This window comes from Neptunomonas antarctica (assembly GCF_001305295.1).
Lineage (GTDB): Bacteria > Pseudomonadota > Gammaproteobacteria > Pseudomonadales > Balneatricaceae > Neptunomonas > Neptunomonas antarctica.
Map to the genome: position 1 here is coordinate 571,209 of NZ_LJSI01000053.1, position 23,924 is coordinate 595,132.

Below are 23,924 nucleotides of genomic sequence, written 5' to 3' on the forward strand. Positions count from 1 at the left end.
GCTCTTTACGCTAAGGCGCTATAAATTCCGTTTTACCTGCAGCAATCTGATGCGTCGGTTGTCGGATGACAGTACTGTGAAGGTAAAGCCATGTATCGATACGGTTTCATCTTTGCGGGGTAAGTGGCCGAAACGGTGTGTGACAATGCCGCCAATGGTATCAAACTCGTCATCTGAGAAACTGGTGTCGAAATACTCATTAAAGTCGTCGACTTCAGTCAGTGCTTTAACAATATAGGCGTTGTCATCAAATAGACGGATATTGCCTTCGTCGTCATTGATGTCATGTTCGTCTTCAATTTCGCCGACGATCTGTTCGAGCACATCTTCAATCGTTACGAGTCCGGCAATGCCGCCGTATTCATCAATCACGATGGCCATGTGGTTTCGCGTTGCTCTGAACTCTTTCAACAGTACGTTGAGTCTTTTGCTTTCCGGGATAAGCGTCGCTTTGCGCAGTTTGCTGTAAATATCAAACGCTTCAGCGCTGTCATCAATGATCAGAGGTAGTAAGTCTTTCGCCAGTAACACACCAATCACTTCATTGGGGTTGTCACCGATCACCGGAAAACGCGAGTGGGCGCTGGATATGATAAGAGGCAGAAACTCTTTAGGTGTTTGTGCCGCGCTGACAACGGTCATTTGTGAGCGTGGGATCATGACATCCCGTACCTGCATTTCGGCGACTTGTATGGCGCCTTCGATAATGCTGAGGGCTTCTTGATCCAGTACGCTTTCTTCTACCGCATCGCGCAAGATAGTGAGTACTTCTTCGCGGGTTTTGGGTTCATCAGAGAATGCCTGGGCAAGACGCCCGAACCAACTTCGTGGTTGTCCCGATCGACCTTCACTCATTTTTCTTACACTCCTTGTTGGTAAGGATCAGGGATATTCAGGCTCGCCAGTAGTGCGATCTCCAGTGTTTCCATTTGCTCTGCATCAACATCATCTATATGGTCAAAACCGATCAGATGCAAGGTTCCGTGTATTACCATATGTGCCCAATGGTGGTGCGGCAGTTTGTTTTGTTCTTTAGCTTCTTGGGCTACGATTTCGGCGCAGATGGCAAGATCGCCGAGTAAATCCATGGGAATATCCGCCGGGCCTTCAAACGGAAAAGAAAGCACGTTGGTCGGCGATGCTTTGCCGCGATAGTCGGTATTTAGTTGCTGGCTCTCTTCGGGTTCTACCAGGCGAATACACATTTCGCCTGCTGTTTTACGTCCAGTCAGAGCTAACGAAACCCAACGTAGAAAATCTTCATCGCTGGGTAGGTCCGGGTTCTCTATGTCTCTTTGAACGTCAACAAAATAGCTCATGTTTCTGATTCCTGTTTTTGTTCAAAACGTTCGTATGCTTCAACAATGTGCTGTACCAGTGGGTGACGCACCACATCTTTAGAAGAAAAATGTGTAAATCCAATACCTTTTACACCATCCAGCACATGCATTGCGTGTTTCAGACCGGAAGGTGTTCCTTTCGGTAGGTCGATTTGGGTAATGTCGCCGGTAATAACGGCGGTGGTGCCAAAGCCTATGCGTGTCAGGAACATTTTCATCTGTTCACGCGTGGTGTTCTGGCTTTCGTCCAAAATGACAAAGGCACCATTGAGTGTGCGGCCGCGCATGTAAGCCAGCGGCGCAACTTCGATAATATTGCGTTCAAGCATCTTGTCGACTTTTTCAAAACCAAGCATTTCGTAGAGGGCGTCATACAGGGGGCGTAAATAAGGGTCGACTTTTTGTGATAGGTCGCCAGGCAGGAACCCCAGTTTTTCACCGGCTTCAACGGCAGGCCGGACCAGTAAAATGCGTTCGACTTCTTCGCGTTCGAGTGCTTCAACGGCACAGGCAACGGCTAAGTATGTCTTTCCTGTTCCTGCAGGGCCAATACCAAAATTAATGTCATGTTTCAAAATCGAGCGCACGTACATTTCCTGATTAGGGCCGCGAGGCTTAATCAGTGCTTTGCGCGTACGGATGACGACTTCATTTTTTGGCAGTTTGTGGCCGTTATCGGTACGTTGCTCTGTGCCCGATTGTTGTAAGTGCAGATGTATCAGTTCAAGCGTGATGTTAGTGCCATCAATGGAATCCTGATAAAGCTGTTTTAACATTTCGCTGGCCAGTACGATTTGCTCGGGTTCACCCGATACCTGAAACTCATTACTGCGGTTAGTGATCTCGACTCCTAAGCGCGCTTCGAGCAGTTTCAGGTGTTCGTTTACCTGCCCGCACACGTTGGCGAGGGCATCTGCATGAAAAGGCGTCAGTAAAAACTTTACGTCCTGAGTGATTTTTGAGGTCATACCGCTGGTCTAATCCGCTGTTAGGTTATCTAGCTCAGAGCTGATGAGTTCGCCCAGCAATGAGTTCTGATAAGCATCGAGAATACGCACGTCCGCGAAGTGGCCTATCAGATTAGGGTTGTCGCATTTGAAATTGACGACACGATTGTTTTCGGTGCGTCCTGACAATAAACCCGGATCTTTACGTGAATATCGGTTTACCAGAATACGCTGAGTAGACCCGATCATACGACGGCTGATCTGCATGGTTTGTTGAATAATACGTGTTTGCAGAATCTGCAGGCGCTCTTTCTTAGTCTCTTCCGTTACCGTATCAGGTAGGTCGGAAGCGGGTGTTCCCGGGCGTCGGCTGTAAATAAAACTGAATGAATTGTCGAAACCAATTTCCTGAATCAGGTTCATGGTTGCTTCAAAATCTGCATCGGTTTCGCCAGGGAAGCCGATGATGAAGTCGGATGACATGGTCAGCTCTGGACGGACTTTCATCAATTTTCGGATTTTTGATTTATATTCCAGCGCGGTATGGCCACGTTTCATGGCCATTAGAATCCGATCTGAGCCGGACTGTACCGGCAGGTGCAGATGGCTGACCAGTTCCGGTACCTCAGCGAACGCCTGAATCAGGCTGTCGGTAAACTCAACCGGATGCGATGTCGTGAAACGAATACGGTCCAAACCATCAATGGCGGCAACGTTACGAATCAATTCGGCCAGATCAACGCTGTCGCCATCATGAGTCGCACCGCAATAGGCGTTTACATTCTGGCCTAGCAGGTTGACTTCCCTTACCCCTTGTTCGGCCAGTTCTACGCATTCGGTAATAACATCATCCAACGGACGGCTGACTTCTTCACCACGGGTATAAGGCACCACGCAGAAGGAGCAATATTTACTACAACCTTCCATGACAGACACAAATGCTTCTGCGCCATCTGCCTTAGGTGTGGGCAGAACGTCGAACTTTTCTATCTCGGGGAAACTGATATCCACAATACCTTTCTTGCCCTGATAAGACAGGTCAATCATTTCAGGTAAGCGGTGCAGCGTCTGTGGACCAAAAATCATATCGACATAGGGTGCCCGGGTAAGGATATTTTCCCCTTCCTGGCTGGCAACGCAGCCGCCAACGCCAATGATGAGATCGGGGCGCGCATTTTTAAGTTTGCGCCATCGACCCAGCTGGTGAAATACTTTCTCTTGCGCTTTTTCCCTGATAGAACAGGTGTTTAGCAGCAAGACATCGGCGTCATCCTGATTATCGGTTAATTCCAATGCATGGGTCTCTCCAAGTAAGTCTGACATACGCGCAGAATCATACTCGTTCATTTGACAACCATGAGTTTTAATAAACAGCTTTTTCGCCATTACACACCTTGCTGGATCATTACAAAAGACCCGATATTGTACTGGATACGGGTGGGTTTTAATAGTTTTTGACGTGCTTGTAAAAATCGGGTTTGCCCCCATATATTGGTCAGAAAATAATGCTGTGTTATGCGGAGTTAATTGAGTATATGGCCATTGAAGAATGCATCTATCGTGTGAAATTTATTAATCAGGATAAGGTGTATGAAGTCTTTGTGGAACACATATTTCAAAGTGAAATGTGGGGTTTTATTGAGCTGGAAGGGTTTGTTTTTGGTCGCCGCTCTGAATTGCTGGTAGACCCGGGAGAAGAGAAACTAAAGCAGGAGTTTGCGGAAGTTGAGCGCAGTTATGTTCCTTTGCAGGCTATTATCCGCATTGACGAGGTTCCCAAAGGAGGTGTGGCGAAAATTAGTGATGTAAAAGGTAATGTCACACCTTTTCCTATCATGCCGCCCGCTAGAAAATAGCTAATCACAAAAATACCGCTAACCATAGGCCGCTTGATGCGGCCTATTGCCTGTCGATAATCAATGAATGCAGGCTCCTTCATCCGTTTTTATCAGCGTGTCACCACTGGCGACTTCAACGCTGCCGTCACTGAATACGATCTCAATCTCATCTATATCTAGACAATGTACGTTGCTTTTACTCCAGGTGTTTTTCCATGAGTGGCCTTGTCTGTAAGTGCCGGGCAGCACAGGACCAGCGACGCGTAAATAGGCGCTCTCATCACGGCTTCTTCTGGCGCGAACAACGTTGCCCTCTTTGTCATAGGCTGTGGTACGAAATAAAATGTACTGATAAATGCCCGTAGAGGAATTCGTAAATTGAATATTAGCGCCGACAGGCCCGCGTTTTTTATGAAGTATCGGGTCAGCGCGCTCTAATGTAATCAATGGGATAGGTACATAAACCGGTTCAGGTGGCGCAACCACCGCCACTTTTTCTGTGCTGCAGGCCGATAATAAAATAATTGTAATCAGTAGACTTGCTTGTTTTAGGCGTGATTGTTTTAGATGAAGGCCTGAGTGTTGGATGAGCTGCATGGGAAGTTCCTGTGGCTATGCATGTTTCAGTAATTAATTAATAGTTATTAACAGTAGACACCTGTCGTTCTGAAGTGGTTCCCTTTATACACGAGTAAGCTTAAGGTTAGCTGATTCTACTTGGCTGAATCAAGTTAGATTACGTTAAGCAAAGTAGTGTTTTTGACGGACGTCCCGGTATTTCCCTGGCTAATTTTGGTACCAGATAGCCAGGCAGCGCTGCTTGCAGTGATTTGACTAACTCAATGGCATCGTTATCGCTGATATCAAAATGAGCGGCACCGTGTACCGGATCGAGCACAAATAGATAGTAAGGTAAAACCCCACAATCAAACAGCGTTTCGCTGAGTGATTTTAAACCCTCTACTGAGTCATTAATACCTTTAAGCAGGACTGCTTGATTAAGCACTGTGACCTTGGCAGCTTGTAATTTTTCGATACTATAGGCGACTTCAGGGTCAATTTCATTGGCATGATTAATGTGGAGTACGCATACTGTTTTCAGGCGCGTTGATGCGAGTAGTTGGCACAGATCGTCGGTGATACGTTGCGGAATAACGACAGGTAAGCGGCTGTGAATTCTAAGTCGCTGAATATGTTGAATGGCTTCCAGGTCCTTGATCATAGAGGCCAGACGTTTATCCGGTGTTGCTAATGGGTCGCCGCCTGAGAAAATAACTTCAGTTATGCTACTGTCATTTTGTAAATAGGCCAGTACTTGCTGCCACTGCTGGTGGCCAAGTTGGTTCTCCTGATAGGGAAAGTGACGCCTGAAACAGTAGCGGCAGTTGATGGCGCATGCGCCGCTGATAATAAGCAGCACGCGGCCTTTATACTTATGAATTAATCCGGGCACAGGATTTGTGTCGCGTTCTTCCAGAGGATCGTTAGAATAGCCCGGGTAGCGTTCCATCTCCTGCGATTGTGGCAGTACCTGTAGCAATAAAGGGTCGTTAGGATTACCTTTCTCTATCCGGTTGATATAGGGCATCGGTATTCTGACCGGAAAGTCTTTGGCCGCACTGTCGCATACATCAACGGCTTCTCTGCTCAGGTTGACCTGAGTGAGTAAGTCGTCAAGACTGCAAACAGACTGACGTAATAAGGTTTGCCAGTCGGATTCGAGCAAAATAGGTGTGATTTGGTTCATGATGACCGAGGCCCAGAGTAGATTCAATTTTGCTCGCATTCTCCTTTCAAGTAGAATGAGTGTCAATTTTGAGGTGTAAACCTTTTTAGCTCGGCTTTTTAGCTCGGCTTTTTAGCTCGGCTTTTTAGATCGACTATATTTGTTAATTATTGATTAGAGAAGATTATGGCATATTCCGCGAACCAGTTAAAAAATGGCCTGAAAGTTATGCTTGAAGGTGATCCGTGTACGATGCAGGATGTTGAATTTGTTAAACCCGGTAAAGGTCAGGCATTTACTCGCGTAAAAATGCGTAATTTGCTGACCGGTCGCGTCTGGGAGCGTACATTTAAAGCTAACGAGAGCCTTGAAGGTGCGGATGTCATGGATAGAGATATGGAATATCTCTATAACGATGGTGAGCTTTACCATTTCATGGTGCCGGTGACGTTTGAACAGTACGGCGCTGATATGACGGCTGTGGGTGATGCAGCGAAATGGTTGAAAGAAAATGATACGTGCATGGTAACCCTCTGGAATGACAACCCGATTGCCATCACGGTAGGCAACTTTGTTGAGCTGGAAGTGATGGAAACAGACCCGGGTATGAAAGGTGATACCGCGCAGGGTGGATCAAAGCCGGCTAAAATGACAACGGGTGCCGTGGTTAAGGTTCCTTTATTTATAGAGCAGGGTGATATATTGAAAATTGATACACGCAGCGGCGATTACGTCAGCCGCGCATAGCTTTTCAATAGCTTATCAAACTTTCAGAATACGGCAGCTTCGGCTGCCGTTTTTAGTTTTTGTGGGCGTGAGTGACGACTATGCGTGACTGGAAACCGGCGGCCTCCGTCGAAAATTTACAAAAAAGAGCCGCTATTCTTGCTCTTATACGCCAGTATTTTACTGAGCAGCAGGTGCTCGAAGTGGATGCGGCGGTATTGTCGCAATGTGCTGTCAGCGACCCTTTTATTGATTCATTGGAGGTGAACTTTCGCGGTCATCCGACAGCTGAAGCTGAGCTCTGTTATCTGCAGACTTCACCCGAATATGCCATGAAGCGTTTGTTGGCCGCCGGTATAGGCTCTATTTATCAGATGGGTAAAGTCTTTCGGAGCGGTGAAGAAGGGCGTTTCCATAATCCTGAATTTACTATGCTGGAATGGTACCGCTTAGAATTTGATGATGTGGCGCTAATGAAGGATGTTGAGCAGCTTGTCCGGTCCATATTGGCTATCGGGCCGATACGCCGTTGTACCTATGCCGACATTTTTATGGAAAAACTGGGTATAGATATTAATCAGTCGAGCACTGAACAGCTCGCGTGCGAAATGCACCGACATGTTGAAGTTGAGCTGGATCCGGATGATCGTGATGGTTGGCTTAATCTTTTGATGTCGCATGTCATTGAGCCGATGTTAAAAGATGAGCCTGTTTTTATTACGGACTATCCTGCTAGCCAGTCTGCCTTGGCGCGCCTTAAAGCAGCGGCTGATGGGGTGCCGGTAGCGGCCCGCTTTGAGCTTTTTGTGGAGGGGATAGAATTAGCCAATGGTTATCATGAATTAACCGATCCGCAGGAACAGCAGCGCCGCCTGGAGGCCGATCAGCACACCAGACAGACACTTGGATTGCCTCAACGTCCGTTGGAGCAGCGGCTGGTGTCAGCGCTTGAAGTAGGCTTGCCTGATTGTGCAGGCGTTGCTTTGGGTGTGGATAGGCTGGTGATGCTGGCGTTGCAGGTGACACATATTGAGCAAGTGATTCCCTTTACCTTTCGTAACGCCTGATCAGTTTTAGGTTTATGTGCTAGCGTTAGTTAAGCCCTAAAACTGATCAGAAATTTAGTGTGCCGTTTTAGGCAGGCAAGTGCTTCAATAAGGCGCTTCTGATGCGTTTAACGGCTTCTTCCAGCATAGATCTTGGGCAGCCAAAGTTGAGTCTCATATAATTGCTGTCGCCAAAATCACGGCCAGGTGACATGCCTACGCCAGCTTGTTCAAAAAACTGTGCGGGGTTCTCCAATTTTGCGGCAGAGATATCGATCCACGCCAGATAAGTCGCTTCAATAGGATTGAGCTTCAGGCCGGGGATCTGATTTATCTCCCGTACCAGATAATCCCGGTTGCCCCGCAGGTAGTCGAGTTGTTTTTTGTTCCAGTCATCGCCTGCCTGATATGCCCCGATAGCGGCGGTATATCCGAGTAAATTAACGTCTGGCACAATGCCTTTTCTGACATTATTGAATTGTTTGCGCAGTTGCTCATCAGGAATGATGGCAAATGAGCAGCCTAGACCGGCAATGTTGTAGGTTTTACTCGGTGCCATCAAGGTGATAGAGCGGCTTTCCATATCTGGATTAATGGTAGCCAGCGGAATGTGTTTGAGACCGGGTTCGAGAATTAAATCACAATGAATTTCATCTGAGCAGATAACCAATTGATGTTTTTTAGCAATGTCTGCCAGTTGGCGTAACTCTGCTTCCTGGTAAACCGTACCGCCAGGATTGTGGGGGTTACAGAACAGGATGATATGAGTGTCCGGCGTGATGGATTTTTCCAGTGCAGTAAAATCCAGTACACAGCGTTCGCCCTGCTGTTGCATCGGCACTTGAATCACGCGGCGTTTAGACAGGTGAGGCGCAGAGACAAAAGGAGGGTAAACCGGCTGAGGAGCAATAATATGATCGCCGGGTTCACCTACGGCTCGGCACGCGAGATTGAGACCGCAGACCAAACCGGGTAGCCAGACTAGCCAGTCTGCTTTTATGGGCCACTGGTAAAGTGATTCCATGCGTTGGATAATCAGCTCGTTCAGTTCGGAGGGTGTGTTTGTGTAGCCGAATACCCCGTGTTCAATGCGTTTTTGTAATGCTTGAATCACACTGGGTGGGGCCATAAAGTCGGTATCTGCAACCCACATGGGTAGAATTTCAGTATCGCGGTAACGTTCCCATTTTTGGCTGGCAGTGTCGCGGCGATCAATAAACGTATCGAAATTTATGGGACTCATCGGTTTTCCCTGTTGTGTTTATAGGTCAGTAAAAAGCCGGAATAATCTATCTTGATCATTGTAACGACTGAAGGTTGCAAATGGCTCACGTCAGATTATAGTCATCGGTTGTGCAAATCAATTCAGTTAACGGGAGAGTGTTCGATTCGTGATATTATAGGCAGTCTCTGATGTGAACGGCATAGCAGATTTTCAGTACCTGCATTCGCTGCCCTGATGCAGTGAATATCCTGTTCCCTAGTCCCTGATAAATACGCTAAAATAATTCGTTTAACTCAATGCATCGATTACGCATTGCGTCACTGGTTGGAGCGCCTCCGATGAGCAGTAATAATCAAGTCATAATTTTCGATACAACCTTACGTGATGGTGAGCAGAGTCCGGGTGCGTCAATGACCAAGGACGAAAAACTGCGTATTGCCAGACAGCTTGAAAAAATGCGGGTTGATGTTATTGAGGCAGGTTTTGCCATCGCCTCTCCCGGCGATTTTGCGTCCATTAAAGCGATAGCTGATACGGTGACGGGTAGCACTATTTGTTCTTTATCCCGCGCCTTGGATGCGGATATTGATCGCGCTGCTGAAGCGCTTAAAAATGCAGCGTCAGGCCGTATTCATACCTTTATCGCTACGTCCCCGATTCATATGAAATATAAGCTTCAGATGACACCGGATCAAGTCGTTGAACATGCGGTACGTGCGGTTAAACGGGCGCATAACCTGATCAGTGATGTTGAATTTTCACTGGAGGATGCCAGTCGCTCTGATCTGGATTTCATGTGTCGTATTATCGAAAAAGTGATTGATGCCGGTGCCCGAACGATTAATATCCCGGATACGGTCGGCTACGCGATTCCAGAAGAGTTTGGTCATACTATTGAGCAGCTATTGCAGCGTATCCCCAATGCAGACAAAGCGATCTTCTCGGTTCATTGTCATAATGATTTAGGCTTAGCGGTGGCAAACTCGTTGGCGGCAGTCACCGCCGGTGCTCGTCAGGTGGAATGCACCATTAACGGATTAGGAGAGCGCGCCGGTAATGCCTCGCTCGAAGAATTTGTGATGGCTATCCGCACCCGTAAAGATCTTCTGGGTTTGGAAACCAATATCGATACCACGCAGATTGTTCCTGCATCACGTTTGGTCTCCAGCATCACGGGGTTCCCGGTGCAACCTAACAAAGCGATTGTGGGTGCCAACGCCTTTGCTCATGAGTCCGGTATTCATCAGGATGGCATGCTGAAGCACCGTGAAACTTACGAAATTATGACCGCTCAGGATGTGGGTTGGCAGACTAACCGAATGGTGATGGGCAAACATTCGGGGCGTAATGCTTTTCGTGCACGTTTAAATGAGTTGGGTGCGACCTTTAGTTCGGACGCTGAATTGAATCACGCTTTTACTCGATTTAAAGAGTTGGCGGATAAAAAACACGAAATCTTTGATGAAGATCTGCTCGCCCTGGTATCTGATGTGCAGGCGGCCGATGCTTATGAAAAGTATAAGTTATCTTCTTTGAATGTGACGTCCCAGACAGGTGAAACGCCGGTAGCACAGGTGTCTCTGATGGTTGATGGGGTTGAGCATAAAGCGGAATCAGCCGGCGGCGGTCCTGTCGATGCGGCACTGAAAGCCATTGAAGCGATCGTTCATTCTGAATCGAGCCTTGAGTTGTATTCGGTCAATGCCATTACCAGCGGTACCGACTCGCAGGGTGAAGTAACGGTTCGTCTGGAAAAATCGGGTCGTATTGTGAATGGTATGGGTGCGGATATCGATATTATCATAGCGTCGGCCAAAGCTTATGTGCATGCGCTTAATCTGCTGGATGCTAATGTACAAAAGGCACACCCACAGGTTTAATGGCGATGCACTCTAATCACTTTAAACAAGAGCAGCGTCGTCATCAGTATTTGGCGGCCATGGGGGTGACCAGCTGGTTGCCCCGTGCTGCGTTAGTGGGTGCTCGTTCCTCTCCCGAGGCCGTTTATCAGTTCCTTTATGGACATGAAAACGATGTGTTTGAATCGGATGAGGCGATAGTTGGTTCAGCTATTCTTGGCGAGCCTGCTGTTGGCCAAGCTGTGGTTTACGAAGGCGCTGATGATGCTGCCGCGATAGCCGACGCTGAACATGCAGGCGAAGACACAGTGCGAGGTGTTACCAGCAGTATTGCACGCGCTTCTCACAGCACTTCTCCCGGTCCGTCTCATAGCGTTTCTCATAACAGCTCTCATGCTACACGAGAAGCAGCGCCCGTTACGGCGGCTTCTTTGGCTCTGAATACGCCATCTGCTGTTATTTCTGAATCGCCAACAAGAGCTGCTGATCTGCCGAAAGTGCGTATTGAACCACGTGTCAGTAAAGAGCTGGCTCCGCGTTTTCGTCTGGGTTTCTGGTTGTATAATGATGTGCTGATCATTGATAGTTTGCCACCACAAAGCAGAGGCGGTATTACGGCAGAAAAATACAAGGCATTATGCGCTAATATCATGAGCGCCATGGGGCTGCGTGCTGATTTGTTAGCCTCTCCGTATGTGCTGGCATGGCCCATGCTCGCAGGTGCAGCGCTGGATCAGGGGAAATCTGAAGCAGCGTTGGCTGTGAATCATAAAATCCATAAGCTGTTTCAGATAGCGACGCCGCGTTTGATATTGTTTCTGGGTGAATCAGCGGCACAGATGGCGATGCAACGCGAAGAAGGTATTGATGAGCTACGTGCCGTCGTCTTTAGCTACAGTAGCGAGATTAAAGCGGTGACTTCACTGAGTCTTACGCAAATGATTCAAATCCCGGGTTGTAAGAAAGAGGTCTGGAGTGACCTTCAGAAAGTCCTGCCGCTCGATGCCTGAATTCTATTCGCTCACTGATAGTGATGTGCCTTCAATCATGCCGATTGAGGCGCTTTCATTTTCTGATGATCACTGGTCTGACAAGCAGATAACACAGCAATTACTAAACCCTCAATATCTGAATGTGGGTGTTAAGGAGCAGGGGGTATTAATAGGTTTTGCGTTGCTTGGTTGTGTGCTGGATGAAGCTGAAATTTACCAGATTACTATTCTTCCCGCCTTTCAGGGGCGAGGCTTAGCGACGGCTTTATTGCATCAACTCTGCGAGCGGCTAAACGTCTCAGGTGTGTGTCGGTTATTGCTGGACGTGAGAGAAACCAATCTGCCCGCTATCCGTCTGTATGAATCATTTGGTTTTGTGTTGGATGGGCGGCGCAAAGGATATTACGTTACATCGACGGGGCATGAAGATGCCTTGTTGTATTCGTATGCACTATAGCGTCGGCTAGCGTTCGTTAGTCAGTATCACCTTTACCTTCACATGTATTAATCTACTGTCCTTGTAGACCAGAATCCGGGTGCAGATTCTGGTCTTAGTGGCGGGCAAATGTATATGATTCAGGGATAAGAAGAGAGCCTTATGCAGCTCCTTTTATTTCTTCACCTCTCATATTAACCTCTTTCATCTGACGTTGAGCAAACGCTGTTAACACCGCTTGCAATACTGCCGCCGACGTATCAACCGCGATAGCGACCGCCGCATAAGCCTCGCCATTAATCGTTAAAGCAACACAGGCTTGTGCTTGGGCTGTAGTGCCTTGCGTCAGCGAGTATTCATCAAACTGAGTGATGTTTATCTCGCTGGTAAACTGCTGGCTGAGCGCGTCGCATAAGGCTTCGACGGCGCCGGCACCTTTGCCTGTGAGTATTTGACTGCTATTGCCTAAGGAGCTATCACCTAAAGTGAAGTGAGCACTAACCAGTCCCGCTTCTGTATGTAAGTCATAACCGCTGAGTAACCAGTGCGGTGCTACCTCCGTAAAGTGCTGATCAAAAAGGGCTTTAATATTAGGAGGGGATATCTCCTCGCCCGTCACTTCGGTCGCTTTCTGAACCACTTTGCTTAACTCGCTATGCATCCACTTAGGTAAGGCGATGCCATAGTCGCGTTCCAGCACTAAGGCAACACCCCCTTTGCCGCTCTGGCTATTGATGCGGATAACCGCCTCATACTCGCGTCCTATGTCGCGGGGATCAATCGGTAAGTAAGCTACATCCCAGAAGGGTAAATTGTGCGTTTCGTGATAGCTGATCGACTTTCGAATAGCATCTTGATGGCTACCCGAAAATGCGGTGTACACCAGTTCGCCGGCCCATGGGTGACGTGCAGCAACGGGTAATTCAGTACAGTATTCCACCACCTTGATAATCTCTTTGATGTCAGAGAAATCCAGCTTAGGATCAATACCCTGAGAATATAAATTCATCCCCATAGTGACAATATCCATATTGCCGGTGCGTTCGCCGTTACCAATTAATGTGCCTTCTATGCGATCTGCGCCGGCCATAATACCCAGTTCGGCTGCTGCTACGCCGCAGCCGCGATCATTGTGCGTATGTAAACTAATGGTAATCAGATCACGGTGTTTTACCTGTCGGCAAAACCACTCGATCTGATCAGCAAACACATTGGGTGTTGTCATTTCAACGGTGGCCGGCAGGTTGATAATAATTTTGCGTCCTTGTTCCGGCTGCCATTCGGCAATCACTGCATCACAGACTTCAACGGCATAATCCATCTCGGTACCGGTGAAGCTTTCTGGCGAATACTGAAAACTCCAGTCAGTGTGCGGATACTGTGCCGCATACTCCCTGACCCATTTAGCACCCTGTACGGCAATCGCTTTTATCCCCTCTTTATCAAGGCCAAACACCTGCTCACGCTGGACAGTTGAGGTTGAATTGTAAACATGCACAATGGCTTGTTTGGCGCCTTTCAGTGCTTCGTAAGAGCGGCTGATCAGTTCTTCTCTTGCCTGTGTTAATACCTGGATACAGACATCATCCGGAATCATATTTTTTTCAATCAAGGTGCGAACAAAATCAAAATCAGGCTGCGACGCGGAAGGGAAGCCGACTTCTATTTCTTTAAATCCCAGGGCTACCAACAGCGTGAACATGCGGGTTTTTTGTTCAACATTCATCGGGTTAATCAGCGCCTGATTACCATCTCTCAGGTCAACACTGCACCAGTTGGGTGCTTCAGTGATCTGTTTGTCCGGCCAGGTACGGTCAGAAAGGCGAATCGGTGTTGAAGGACGGTATTTACGATGATCAAACATAATGTGCTTCCTGCATGTGCCTGTTGGCATGTGTATGGGATGGCTTGTATTAAAGAGTCTTGGATAAAAAATCTTATAAATAACGTATGCACTTATGGTGCAAAAAATCGCTGGGTAAGCATCGGTAACACCGTTGGGATCATTAACTTTTGATCACTCTCCCGCCGGCTATCGGGTGGATGCCGGTGTATGATTCCGATGATGTAAAGTTTACGTAGGTAGGCGCGCAATTACCTTGCTATTGTTGCTGTCTGTTTTATATTTACGCAAATATATGCAATAGTATTTGTCATTATATTGTTTTTAATTGCGCTAAGGAGTATTTGGCTGATGCAAGGTGTTGAGTTGGACCGTTTTGATATCACAATATTGCGCGAACTGCAGCACGATGGCTCGTTGTCTAATCAGGAGTTGGCCGAGCGGATTGGTTTAACGGCTGCGCCTTGTTCGCGCCGCGTGAAGCAGTTGGAAGATTCGGGTGTGATTGCCAGTCGTGTGATTCGTGTCAATGAGCGTAGTGTTGGTTTAAATCTGATCGCGATGCTTCACATTAGTATGGATAAACATATACCTGAGCGATTTGAAGAGTTTGAAAAAGCAATTAGTGCGATTAGTGAAGTCATGGAGTGCTACTTAATTACCGGGCATGATGCCGACTACCAGTTAAAGGTGGCCGTGCCTGATATGGATAGTTATCACGATATTTTATTAGGAAAGATTACCCGTATTAAAGGCGTTACTGGTGTTAAATCTGCTTTTATTATGCGTAAGGTTATTGATACCACTGCGGTGCCATTGCACTATTTGCCCAATTATCGCTAAGACTTAACGCGCGTTATGTCTTTTTTAATGAGTGTTTGGGCGTAGAATGAGAGGGCAGTAAAAGTAGAATGATCTTGTATTAAAGACAATTGTATTAACAGCGATTGTAGTAGATGCAAAATAAACTTTGGATTTCACACGACATCAATAAATGACTTTTAACAATGAATATTACTGACGGTCTTTTTTCGGGTGCATGGCTTTGGGTGATGGATATTTTGTATCTCTGCGTAGTGCTGGTGGCTGCGTGGAAAAGTCCGTGGTCTGTGATTATTAGCAATCGAGGGCTGCAACACCTTTTTTTTGGCGCGACTGTGCTACTGCTGATGATGTGGAGTATGCGCGCAGGTCTCTCTCCCGGATTGAGTATTCATTTCCTGGGAGTCACGGCCTTAACCTTGGTTTTGGGCTGGGATCTGGCGATTCTATCAGCAAGTCTGGTATTACTCGGCATGACATTAATCGGTAAAGAAAGCTGGGAAGGCTTGGCGGTTAATGGACTGTGTTTAGTCGTCCTCCCTGTGTTTTTATCTTATGCAATTCATTTGTTTGTTGATAAAAAACTACCAAAAAATTTCTTCATCTATCTTTTTGTATGTGCGTTTGCAGGTTCTGTAATTGCTATCGCTGCATCAGGGTTGACCATGGCAACACTGCTTTGGATGGATGGCGTGTATCCCTGGAGTAAAATTGATCATCAATATGTAAGCCTCCTGCCGTTGATCATGTTCCCTGAGGGGCTCATGAATGGCATTTTGATGACGGCTATTATGGTGTTTTATCCTGACTGGATCAGAACTTTTAATGCGAAAGTTTATATTGATGAGCAATAGGGAGTGATATTTCTACTGATCCTTTCGCTGGGGGGCGATGGTCGAACCAGATCAACTGTTTTGACGGGTTAGTGCCAAAAACGGTCATAGGCAGTAATCCTAAAGAGTGCGAGTCACAACCCATGCGGACCCTGAGCCTGAGCGCTTAGGTGATGGGGTCACAGCCCATCTGGGGTCTAATGTGTCAGATTTCTTTACAATATTCGAGTGAAGATAGCCGCCGCCGATAGCAGAAAGTCACCTCGATGTCGCAAAGTTAGCATAGGGTCAAAAACGACTTAAATGGCTCTGAGTCGAACTACATCAATCGCTCGGGCAGGTTTGTGAACCGGTCATAGACAGTAATCCTAAAGATAGCCCGCATTCAAACCACTACAGTCCGTACCTTATTGCGTAAACGGGACAGTAAATTTCAGATGCCGTTGTTAACACTCGCTAATCCGTTAAGCGATATATAATAGTCACGTGGGCGTTGAATTGGCGTTTACCTTTAACTAAAAGTTAGTTCGCTGCGCTTTAAGCCACATTTATTGCTAAATCACCTTGGCAAAATAGCCGGACCTCGCTAGACGTTATCGTAGTCGCGGACCGGCCTTGATAGTGGATACTCAGCCAATAGAGCCTTTTTATGCGCTTTGTGTCAGATTCTTTTACATCTAAAACTCAAAAAATTTTAAGTAATATTTAAATGTTTGTATTGATGAGATATTTTCTTGATGGCATGGTTCGTGCTTAATGTGACTCTATATCGATAAAATATGTAATATAACGGAGATTAAAAAATGAAAAGAATTATTTGTTTACTTGTTTGTTTATTAGCTGGCCCGGCTAACGCTAATTTAATTACTAACGGGGATTTTACTAGCGGTAACACTGCTGGATGGACTCTCACAGGTGGTGACTATACTGATGCGTCATCCGGATATTTCACTGCATATGACAACAGTGGGTGGGGGATTATAAGTCAGGATATTAGTACCAATGCTGCATACAATTACGATCTTTCATTTGATACATACGCAGGTCAAATATCTGGCAACCAATTTGCTTGGGCGGTTGATGGAGTAATGACTACGATTGCTACCACTACCTCGTGGGTCACCAACACTGCAATGTTCGCGGGTACTGGTGCAGTTACAAATGTTGCGTTCTATTATGCAACGGGCGGTGGCTCAGGAGTTTGGAATATGGATAATGTTTCCGTCACTCAGGGAGCAGCAGCCGTTCCAGAGCCTGCTTCTCTCGCTCTGTTTGGCCTAAGTCTAGCTGGACTTTTATGGTCACGCCGCAAGAAAGCGTAATTAGATTTCTGCAATACTAAGCCTCGCTTCGGCGGGGCTTTTTTATGAGCTAATTACCTGTATGTGTCCAGGGTGTGTGAAAACTCGATTAGACCGATTAAACTAGTAATAAGACATTTTTGCTGAGGGGATACAGCATGAATAGATTCATTACCGGCGAAGCACGCTCTCAGGCGACTTTATTTCCTGAGCGTATCGATGATTACATTGATGAAGAAAACCCTGTTCGGGTCGTTGATGTATTTGTTGATTCAATTGATCTTCCTGTTCTTGGTTTTAAAACCATCCCAGCGGCTACCGGCAGACCGTCCTACCACCCTTCAACCATGCTTAAGTTATTTATCTACGGCTATCTCAATCGCATTCAATCATCGCGTCGTCTTGAACGAGAAGCAGGCCGTAATGTTGAATTAATGTGGCTGCTAGGTCGTTTAGCGCCAGACTTTAAAACCATCGCCGACTTCAGAAAAAATAATGGCAAAGGCATTCGTAAAGTCTGCGGTGAATTTGTACAGATCTGTCGTAAGCTCAATCTCTTTGCCGATGCGTATGTGGCTATTGATGGCAGTAAGTTTAAAGGGGTGAATACGCGGGATAAGAATTTCACTCAAGCGAAGATTAAGCGTCGACTTGAACAAATCGATGAAAGCATCGCTCGTTATCTAGGACAGATAGCCAGTGCTGATAGACAAGATACTCAACAGGCACACCATAAAATCGAACGACTGAAAACAAAACTCGGCAAGTTAAATGCTGAAGTCATTAAACTGAATACACTTGAAAAGCGACTGCAATCATCGCCGGATAAGCAAGTATCGCTGACCGACCCCGATGCTCGGTCAATGGCAACCAGCGGTAAAGGCAGTGGCATAGTCGGTTACAACCTCCAGGCCGCTGTTGATGCCAAGCACCATCTGATTGTCGCCCATGAAGTAACGAATGTCGGCAATGATCGCTCAGCACTGTATCGAACCGCAACGCTGGCTAAAAATGTTATCGGCAGTGACACATTAGAAGTCGTTGCTGATAGAGGGTATTACAGCGGCTTTGAAATTTATCATTGCGAACAGTCACAGATAAAAACATATCTTCCCAAAACACATACCTCGAACAACATGGCGAAAGGCTTGTTTGATAAACGCGATTTTAAATGGATAGCCAGCGCGGGTGAATATGAATGTCCGGCAGGTGAGCGTTTAATCTGGCGTTTTACTACGCAGGAACAGGGAAAGACGATTAATAAATATTGGTCTTCACGGTGCCCAAACTGCTCAATGAAAACACAATGCACAACGGGCACGTATCGACGAGTAACGCGCTGGGAACATGAAGATGTATTGGATGAAGTCGAAGCAAGAATAGACCGCGAACCCGAACGCATGGTCGTGCGTCGATCCACAGTAGAGCATCCGTTTGGTACGATTAAATCCTGGATGGATTCGACACACTTCCAAATGAAAACGCTTAAACATGTCAGCACGGAGATGAGCCTGCATGTCTTGGCCTATAACTTGAAACGCATGATTAAAATCATGGGAATTACGCCACTCATAAATACAATGAGAGCGTGATGCGCTCTTTTCTTCCGATAAATCTATTCCCCGACGCTTATTAGGTGCCAAATAGAGCTGAATCTAAATATTCAGCCATTATAGGTAAGAAAATGAAGCCGAGTGTGACAGCTCGTTAAAAGGTCATCCTGTTCGATGTGACAGCAAAAAATTAGACGAAATGCAAAGCGATACCTGTTTTTACACAGCCTAGGTCGAAAGCAGTCAATCCACTAACGAGATAGTGGCAGCGTTGGGATGTAGTCGGGCAACGGTATCCAGACGAAATAAACTTTTGCTACCCACGAATACTTAATAATAATCACTACTGCCTTACCGGGCGTTTTGCCAGTTTGCGCTGCAGCGTTCTGCGATGCATGTCTAACGCCCGCGCTGTAGCAGAGACGTTGCCATTATGCTCGCTTAGTACTTTGTGGATATATTCCCACTCTAAGCGGTTCACCGACATTGGCTGGTTGGCTATGTCGATATCTTCGTTGGCTTGGCTATGTTCAAGCGCCTGCAGAATATCATCGGCGTTAGCGGGTTTAGGCAGGTATTGTGTGGCTCCTAACTTGATAGCATCGACGGCCGTTGTAATGCTTGCATAGCCTGTTAGCACCACAATGCGCACTGACGGATTAGCCTCCACTAAGGGTTGGATAACTGTGAGTCCGGACGCGCCGTCCATTTTCAGGTCAAGAGAGACATAGTCCGGAATCCACGCGGTAATAATCTCCAATGCCGCTTCGGCGCTGCTGGCAATCTTCACGTCAAAGCCGCGTTTGGCCATGGCACGGGCTAAGACACGCGTAAAGGTTGCATCATCATCGACGATGAGAAACTGCTTGAGTTGATCATCCATGAACGGCCCTGCGTGATAATCTGACTTCCGTCATGGTTCCTTTGCCCTGTGCTGGATAGAGTTTGACCTCGCCGTCATAATGGGCGAGTGTGGTTGATGTAAGAAAAAGCCCGATACCTAAACCTTTCCCTTTAGTTGAGATAAACGGTTGGCCTAATTTATTGGCCTGCTCGATCGGTAAGCCGGCACCATAATCCCGAATGGTTAACCAAATAGCCACAGTATCCCAGCATAAAGTAATGTCTATGTGATCGGGGCAGGCATCCGCTGCATTGTTGAGAAGATTTAAAATGGCTTGTCGCAGCGCGGTTGTATTGCGCAGATCCGGCGGGAGATCTTCTTGAATGCTAGCACTATAGGTCACCTCGGGGCGGGTAATTTTCCATTGTTCTAATACTTCATCAAGAAAGGTAGTTACCAGTGATGTTTTTTCACTGTTTTTCTCTTCAGCGACCGAACGTGCCAACTGTTTTAGTTTGTCGGCACAAATCTGAACCTGCTGCTGAAGAATGCCAATGTCCTCTTTTTGTTCATCGGATAACGTAGGATCAATCTCCATTTCGTGCAAAATTACCCGCATCGTACTGAGCGGTGTGCCGAGTTCGTGGGCAGTGCCAGCGGCCATGGTGCCCAATGCCAGTATTTGTTGATGATGTACTTTGGCTTCTCGCTCTTCGATGAGGTGCTGCTGTTGGCGTTGCAGGGCGCGGTTAATTCGTACAATAAAATAGGTGATGACGATCACAGTAAGAATGAAATTTAGCCACATACCGAGCATGTGGATATTAAAAAGCTCAGGTAAAGAGTGCCGGTGCTCAGACATGATAGGTATAACAGGAACATAGTAAACCAACAGCGAGCCATAGATGGACGTGACTGTAATTGCCATCATCCAGATATAGCGACTGCTAAGCGTCATCACCGTAATAATCAGCGGAATTAATAACATGAAAATAAAAGGATTGGTGCCGCCACCTGACTGATAAAGAATAAAACCATAGATGATAGCATCGGCGATTAATTGGGTAAAAAATTCTGGTTGAGTCACCGGCCACGGTGAATGCAACCGGGCATAGGTCATGAAATTTAAAAGGCTTAACAGGACGAGCGCCAGCCCCAGAGGCCAGGGATGAATATCGATATGCAGATAAAGTAATGCAAACGCAATAGCGCAGCACTGACCAAAAAGAATAACAAAACGTATGTAGGTCAGTTGTAAAAGCTGTTGATGGTTACCTGTCACAGGACACCCCATTGAAGTAGACGCCGGATTATAACCGAAAGGGGCGTTATTGTGTCCTGAGTCAGATTGTCGCAGCTTGGTTGTGTTGGTAATGGGATATTAGAAACCCCTGCTTCAGTAGAAGGAGGAGTTTAGGGATAGGTGCTGAACATGTTGTTGTGGCGCAATTTATTAAAGCTCGGTTTGTTGAGGCTCTACTTATTAAGGCACAGCTGCATACACTACCACTTCACACAACATCTCTTCGCGGGCGAGTCCTGCAACAATCATAGCGGCACGGTTTGGATAGGGCGCTGCAAAATACTCTGCATAAACTTTATTAAACACAGGTAGTTGTTCACGAGCCGTGACATAGATTAAGACTTGCGTAACATCATCCATGGTCAGTTTAGCGGCTTCAATGGTGTGCTTTAAGTTGTCCATTGTTTGGCGGGCCTGTGCTTCGATCCCGCCGTCAACAACCTTGCCTTCTGCATTAATAGGTATCTGGGCAGTATAAAATTGATTGTTAGCAATAATGGCCCATTCAAGCGGTGCTGCTGAAGCAAATAGGTCGGTTTTTACGGCTGTTTTCATATCGTTACCACTTTTTAAATGTGAAAGTAAAAAGGAGCCATGAGCAGGCTCCTTTTGAATAATTTAAGACATTAGAGACCTTGCTCATCCGCCATTTTTTTCGCGATCTGCGGTGCAGTCCACAATGAAGGTAGCAATACCAGCGATACGGGTACGGCCGTGACAACAATGAATGATTGCAGCGCTGAAATACCGCCTGATCCGATGGAGATCAGAAGTGCAGCAACGACACCCATCATGACGCCCCAGAAGACACGTACAGAGCTTTTCGGATGATCCGTTCCTGTCATTACCATGGAGACGGCATATGTCATGGAGTCTCCGGTGGTGGCAACAAAGATAGTGGTCAGGATCAGAAACAGTACTGAGATAAAGAAGCCCATCGGTAGCTGTTCAGTAATCGCCAGCAGGGCCGCCGGTAAATTGAATCCTGTGAAGGGTTCAGAAATCACGCCGGGGTTCGCCAGTTCAAAGGCCAGGCCACTACCACCCACAATCGTAAACCAGAAGCAGGTGATAACGGGTGCCACGATTGAGATCATAAGTATCATTTGACGGATAGTGCGGCCACGGGAAATACGTGCAACGAACATCGCCATCAGTGGGCCGTAACCCAGAAACCAGCCCCAGAAAAACACAGTCCACCAGTCTAACCAGCCTGGGCTGGCACGAAAGGTTGCCATTGGGATGAATTTATCCAGGTAGATGCCAAAAGAGTGCAGGTAACTATCAATGATAAAGGCGGTTGGACCAAAAATCAGTATAAACGCCATCAGAGCAACGGCGAGAACCACATTAGCGCGGCTCAATATTTGTATACCACGGGTCACCCCACTAACCGCAGACAGTGTATAGATGGCGATCAGCCCGAGTAGAATGATGATCTGAGTAGTGTAGGTGTTAGGAATGCCAAAAAGTTTTTCCAGTCCAAAGCTGACTTGCAGCCCAAGAAAACCGATCGGGCCAACGGTACCAGCCACCACTGCTAAAACACAGCAGGAGTCAACAATGGCACCAAAAGGGCCTTTCATAACGCGATCACCAAAGACTGGATACAGCAAGGTGCGCGGCTTGAGCGGCAATCCTTTTTCATAATGCAGGTACATGTAAACAATGGCTGTCAGGCTACCGAGAATCGCCCAGGCAAGAAAGCCCCAGTGCATAAAGCTTTGCGCTAATGCATTGTAGGCCGCTTCCGCTGTGCCTGTTTCACCACCGAATAACGGTGGTGGAGAGGTAAAGTGAGCCATAGGCTCAGCTGCTGCCCAAAATACACCGCCACCCGCAAGTAGCGTACACATGATGATGGATATCCACTGGAAGGTTGACATTTCAGGGGCTTTTAAACCGCCGAGAACAACCGCACCAGTGCGTCCGATCGCCAGAATAATACCAATGACAAATGTCAGCAATAAGAGTACTTGCCAATAGGCTCCGAAATACTTAGTGGATGTGGCAAATGCGCTATTGACCCAGCCAGACATCATGTCGATGTCATAGAGTGCCAATATTGCAAACAGCACTATCGTGCCGCCACTGATAAGGAATACAGGTATATCTACACCTGCCAGCCATGTGCCTTGGCTATTATCTGGCGCGTCAGTCGCCAGAGAAGCCTGAGTTGTTTTACTCATGTGAGTCTCCTGATGGATCTCTTATAGTTATTAGTTGATCAGGTCATTTATTGATACAAGGAGTCGCTATTGCTCTCCTTATTATCAAACGCCTACATTTAGTGGCTTAAGTGCATCATCCAGAAAGTTAAGCCAGTTCAGACCCATGACTTTGGCCACATCGTCCGGGCTAAAACCACGCGCTAACAGTCCATTGGTAATGTTTGGGAAGTCTCGGCTATCCTTGAACCAGGACAATGGCCGAGGCCAGTTGGCGTTGGCTTTAGATCCTTCGCCGTAATCCATATCTTTTGACCAGCGGCCGTTGCGCATCCATTCAAGAATCGATAAGGGTTGTTCCTGACAAAGATCAGTTCCAATACCGATATGATCGATCCCCATTAGTTCTGCGGTGCTGGTGACCATGTCGCAAAACTCATTTAGCGTGCAGTCCGGGCCATTTTTCAGATGGAAAGGGTACAGGCTGAAGCCCAGTAAGCCGCCGGATTCACCGAGTGCTCTGAGTACTGTATCGGACTTGTTGCGTTTGGCTTCGTGGAAGCTGGTAGGATTTGCATGTGAAATCACAATCGGACGCTGTGAAATCTCAATGGCTTCCAGCGTACTGCGTTCTGCACTATGGCTCATATCGATAACCATACCGACGCGATTCATCTCTTTAATCGCCTGGCGGCCAAATCGAGTCACACCGCTATCTTCAGCTTCGTAGCAACCGCAGGCCAGTAGGCTTTGGTTGTTATAGGTAAGCTGCATAATCATCAGGTTCAGCTCGCGCATCACCTCAATCATGCCGATATCATCTTCAATCGGAGAGCAGTTCTGCGCACCAAACATGATGCCCACTTTGCCGAGTTGTTTAGCGTGGCGTATATCCGACGCACTTTTAACCGGCATAATCAGGTCGCTATTTTGCTCGAAAAGCCGGTTCCATTCCGAAATCCGCAGCAGTGTTTCACGAATTTGCTCGTGGTAAACGATGGTGGCATGCACCATCGTTACACCACCTTCGTGTAGCTGCTCGAAGATTTTACGGTTCCAGTTCGAATACTGCAGACCGTCAATCACAATCAGATCATTATGCAGTGCATTATTCATGGGTCT

23 protein-coding genes are annotated in these 23,924 nt (G+C 47.0%); 10 read left to right on the forward strand and 13 right to left on the reverse strand.

Translation table 11 applies throughout. From position 1 onward, the window contains the following. Positions 1-18: 18 nt before the first annotated feature. The 4 genes from Nant_RS17440 to miaB are packed head-to-tail and all read right to left on the reverse strand — an operon-like array spanning position 19 to position 3,673. Positions 19-855: an HlyC/CorC family transporter gene (locus Nant_RS17440; protein WP_054342911.1), complete on the reverse strand. Its 837-nt coding sequence runs from the start codon at positions 853-855 to the stop codon at positions 19-21. 5 nt (positions 856-860) lie between these two features. Continuing rightward, on the reverse strand, positions 861-1,319 hold the full coding sequence (ybeY, locus tag Nant_RS17445) for an rRNA maturation RNase YbeY (protein WP_054342912.1): 459 nt from the start codon (positions 1,317-1,319) through the stop codon (positions 861-863). Further along, the gene (locus tag Nant_RS17450) at positions 1,316-2,308 is read right to left on the reverse strand and encodes a PhoH family protein (RefSeq protein ID WP_054342913.1); all 993 of its coding nucleotides are present in this window, start codon (positions 2,306-2,308) and stop codon (positions 1,316-1,318) included. The genes ybeY and Nant_RS17450 overlap by 4 nt, the downstream gene beginning before the upstream one ends. Before the next feature lie 9 nt (positions 2,309-2,317). After that, complete coding sequence (gene miaB / locus Nant_RS17455; protein WP_054342914.1) at positions 2,318-3,673, reverse strand: tRNA (N6-isopentenyl adenosine(37)-C2)-methylthiotransferase MiaB; 1,356 nt, start codon at positions 3,671-3,673, stop codon at positions 2,318-2,320. Positions 3,674-3,822: 149 nt separating this feature from the next. On the opposite strand from miaB, the gene Nant_RS17460 reads away from it, so the two are divergent. Continuing rightward, positions 3,823-4,143, forward strand: coding sequence for a DUF1820 family protein (locus tag Nant_RS17460; protein WP_054343279.1), 321 nt, complete (start codon positions 3,823-3,825; stop codon positions 4,141-4,143). Positions 4,144-4,203: 60 nt separating this feature from the next. Here the strand turns inward: Nant_RS17460 and Nant_RS17465 are convergent, their stop codons facing one another. Continuing rightward, positions 4,204-4,722, reverse strand: a complete 519-nt coding sequence (locus tag Nant_RS17465) for a hypothetical protein (RefSeq protein ID WP_054342915.1) — start codon at positions 4,720-4,722, stop codon at positions 4,204-4,206. Positions 4,723-4,861: 139 nt separating this feature from the next. Continuing rightward, positions 4,862-5,911: an EF-P beta-lysylation protein EpmB gene (gene epmB / locus Nant_RS17470; RefSeq protein ID WP_238377181.1), complete on the reverse strand. Its 1,050-nt coding sequence runs from the start codon at positions 5,909-5,911 to the stop codon at positions 4,862-4,864. A gap of 126 nt (positions 5,912-6,037) precedes the next feature. Here epmB and efp point away from each other — a divergent pair, with 126 nt between their 5' ends. Both efp and epmA read left to right on the forward strand, forming a co-directional pair. After that, positions 6,038-6,598: an elongation factor P gene (efp, locus tag Nant_RS17475; RefSeq protein ID WP_054342916.1), complete on the forward strand. Its 561-nt coding sequence runs from the start codon at positions 6,038-6,040 to the stop codon at positions 6,596-6,598. A gap of 80 nt (positions 6,599-6,678) precedes the next feature. Beyond that, positions 6,679-7,644, forward strand: coding sequence for an EF-P lysine aminoacylase EpmA (gene epmA, locus Nant_RS17480; protein WP_054342917.1), 966 nt, complete (start codon positions 6,679-6,681; stop codon positions 7,642-7,644). Positions 7,645-7,711: 67 nt separating this feature from the next. Here the strand turns inward: epmA and Nant_RS17485 are convergent, their stop codons facing one another. Continuing rightward, positions 7,712-8,866, reverse strand: coding sequence for a MalY/PatB family protein (locus Nant_RS17485; protein ID WP_054342918.1), 1,155 nt, complete (start codon positions 8,864-8,866; stop codon positions 7,712-7,714). Between the two features lie 320 nt (positions 8,867-9,186). Between Nant_RS17485 and Nant_RS17490 the strand changes: the two genes are divergently transcribed. From Nant_RS17490 to rimI, 3 genes are read left to right on the forward strand one after another with little or no spacing between them, the layout of a single operon-like run. After that, positions 9,187-10,728, forward strand: a complete 1,542-nt coding sequence (locus tag Nant_RS17490; RefSeq protein ID WP_054342919.1) for a 2-isopropylmalate synthase — start codon at positions 9,187-9,189, stop codon at positions 10,726-10,728. A 5-nt stretch (positions 10,729-10,733) separates the two neighbouring features. Next, positions 10,734-11,717 (forward strand): uracil-DNA glycosylase family protein, encoded by a 984-nt coding sequence (locus tag Nant_RS17495; RefSeq protein WP_143773477.1) that lies wholly within the window; start codon positions 10,734-10,736, stop codon positions 11,715-11,717. Further along, a complete protein-coding gene (gene rimI / locus Nant_RS17500; protein ID WP_156298840.1) occupies positions 11,683-12,156 on the forward strand; it encodes a ribosomal protein S18-alanine N-acetyltransferase in 474 nt (157 codons plus the stop codon). Before Nant_RS17495 ends, rimI begins: the two co-directional genes overlap by 35 nt. Before the next feature lie 139 nt (positions 12,157-12,295). On the opposite strand, the gene leuA is transcribed toward rimI, so the two are convergent. Then, entirely contained in the window at positions 12,296-13,999 is a 1,704-nt protein-coding gene (gene leuA, locus Nant_RS17505; protein ID WP_179078898.1) for a 2-isopropylmalate synthase, read from the reverse strand. 330 nt (positions 14,000-14,329) lie between these two features. On the opposite strand from leuA, the gene Nant_RS17510 reads away from it, so the two are divergent. The 4 genes from Nant_RS17510 to Nant_RS17525 all read left to right on the forward strand — a co-directional run bounded on the left by Nant_RS17510 (position 14,330) and on the right by Nant_RS17525 (position 18,526). After that, positions 14,330-14,821, forward strand: coding sequence for an Lrp/AsnC family transcriptional regulator (locus Nant_RS17510; RefSeq protein ID WP_054342922.1), 492 nt, complete (start codon positions 14,330-14,332; stop codon positions 14,819-14,821). Positions 14,822-14,985: 164 nt separating this feature from the next. Further along, positions 14,986-15,654, forward strand: coding sequence for an energy-coupling factor ABC transporter permease (locus Nant_RS17515; RefSeq protein ID WP_054342923.1), 669 nt, complete (start codon positions 14,986-14,988; stop codon positions 15,652-15,654). Positions 15,655-16,436: 782 nt separating this feature from the next. Further along, the gene (locus tag Nant_RS17520) at positions 16,437-16,955 is read left to right on the forward strand and encodes a PEP-CTERM sorting domain-containing protein (protein WP_054342924.1); all 519 of its coding nucleotides are present in this window, start codon (positions 16,437-16,439) and stop codon (positions 16,953-16,955) included. Positions 16,956-17,092: 137 nt separating this feature from the next. Further along, entirely contained in the window at positions 17,093-18,526 is a 1,434-nt protein-coding gene (locus Nant_RS17525) for an IS1182 family transposase (protein WP_054342925.1), read from the forward strand. A 304-nt stretch (positions 18,527-18,830) separates the two neighbouring features. On the opposite strand, the gene Nant_RS17530 is transcribed toward Nant_RS17525, so the two are convergent. From Nant_RS17530 to Nant_RS17550, 5 genes are all read right to left on the reverse strand, one after another. Then, positions 18,831-19,370: a response regulator transcription factor gene (locus tag Nant_RS17530; protein WP_054342926.1), complete on the reverse strand. Its 540-nt coding sequence runs from the start codon at positions 19,368-19,370 to the stop codon at positions 18,831-18,833. After that, positions 19,363-20,613, reverse strand: coding sequence for an ATP-binding protein (locus Nant_RS17535; protein ID WP_238377182.1), 1,251 nt, complete (start codon positions 20,611-20,613; stop codon positions 19,363-19,365). The genes Nant_RS17530 and Nant_RS17535 overlap by 8 nt, the downstream gene beginning before the upstream one ends. Positions 20,614-20,814: 201 nt before the next feature. Continuing rightward, on the reverse strand, positions 20,815-21,189 hold the full coding sequence (locus Nant_RS17540; protein WP_054342928.1) for a RidA family protein: 375 nt from the start codon (positions 21,187-21,189) through the stop codon (positions 20,815-20,817). A gap of 71 nt (positions 21,190-21,260) precedes the next feature. Then, complete coding sequence (locus tag Nant_RS17545) at positions 21,261-22,823, reverse strand: BCCT family transporter (protein ID WP_054342929.1); 1,563 nt, start codon at positions 22,821-22,823, stop codon at positions 21,261-21,263. An 84-nt stretch (positions 22,824-22,907) separates the two neighbouring features. Continuing rightward, entirely contained in the window at positions 22,908-23,918 is a 1,011-nt protein-coding gene (locus tag Nant_RS17550) for a membrane dipeptidase (protein WP_179078899.1), read from the reverse strand. Between the last annotated feature and the right edge of the window lie 6 nt (positions 23,919-23,924).